1 rRNA gene is annotated in these 629 nt (G+C 54.7%); it reads right to left on the bottom strand.

Features of this window, described 5'->3' with window-relative positions:
- A 23S ribosomal RNA gene (locus MHY23_RS11870) occupies nt 1-629 on the bottom strand; the annotation flags it as partial.

Here is a 629-nt window from a genome sequence, read left to right on the forward strand (position 1 = left end):
CTACCCACAGCTCATCCCCTCAGTTTTCAACCTAAGTGGGTTCGCGCCTCCACAACCTCTTACAGCTGCTTCACACTGGCCATGGGTAGATCACCCCGCTTCGGGTCCAGGACATGCCACTAAAAACACCCTATTCGGATTCGCTTTCGCTACGACTACCCCACAAACGGGTTAACCTCGCGACATGCCGCTGACTCGCAGGCTCATTCTTCAAAAGGCACGCCATCACACACAAAAAAGTGCTCTGACGGATTGTAAGCGCATGGTTTCAGGAACTCTTTCACTCCCCTCCCGGGGTACTTTTCACCATTCCCTCACGGTACTTAATCCACTATCGGTCACACTGAGTATTTAGGCTTACCGGGTGGTCCCGGCAGATTCACAGCAGATTCCACGAGCCCGCTGCTACTCGGGGAAAACACAAACCACACAACCACACACACCTTCACGTACAGGACTTTTCACCTACTCCGGCGCACCATCCCAGATGCTTCCGCTGATATGTGCACATTGCGCGTGCAGTTGACAGCCTGCACCATTTGCGCCCCACAACACCGCACACGCAACCCCTGCCAGGTATCACACGCACACGGTTTAGCCTCATCCGCTATCGCTCGCCACTACACACG

The sequence above is a fragment of the Corynebacterium sp. ACRQP genome (genome assembly GCF_022345915.1).
Taxonomy (GTDB): domain Bacteria; phylum Actinomycetota; class Actinomycetes; order Mycobacteriales; family Mycobacteriaceae; genus Corynebacterium; species Corynebacterium lehmanniae.